The 394-nt window shown below is 56.3% G+C and carries 1 protein-coding gene; it reads right to left on the bottom strand.

The window, feature by feature from the left end; genetic code table 11:
- Positions 1-369: helix-turn-helix domain-containing protein (locus HMPREF2765_RS04225; protein WP_070604374.1), on the bottom strand; the 369-nt coding region annotated here is incomplete at its 3' end.
- Between the last annotated feature and the right edge of the window lie 25 nt (positions 370-394).

The following is a 394-nucleotide window of genomic DNA, read 5'->3' as shown; positions in this document are numbered from 1 at the left end:
CGGCCTGCCTTTGGGCTTAGGCTTAAGCGCTTGCGCGCCGCCCTGGCGGTATAGCCTGCACCACTGCTTCAACGGTGTCGCGCTTGCAATACCGAAGCGCGCCATCGCTTCAGGCTTACTCATCCCACCGTCAACCACGGCCTTCGCTGCGGCGACTTTGGTCTCATAGTCGTATCTGGCCTGCTTTACTCCCATGGCAAGAAACCCGCTCCTCCCGATGACGCGGTACATTTTCTGCCACTCTCTCACAGTCGCGGCGGACACACCAAGCTTCCTGGCGGTCAACCGATAGCCAAATCCTTTCTCAAACATTTGCGCTGCCTGTTTCCGAAGCAAACGGTCATGTCTTACTCCCAGATGTTCAGACATGAAAAGCCTCCTGTTTCTTGGACTT

It is taken from the genome of Rothia sp. HMSC062H08, from assembly GCF_001810775.1.
In the GTDB taxonomy this organism is placed as follows: domain Bacteria; phylum Actinomycetota; class Actinomycetes; order Actinomycetales; family Micrococcaceae; genus Rothia.
Note: the sequence above shows the minus strand (reverse complement) of the source record. Positions and strands in the feature narration are given on the sequence as shown.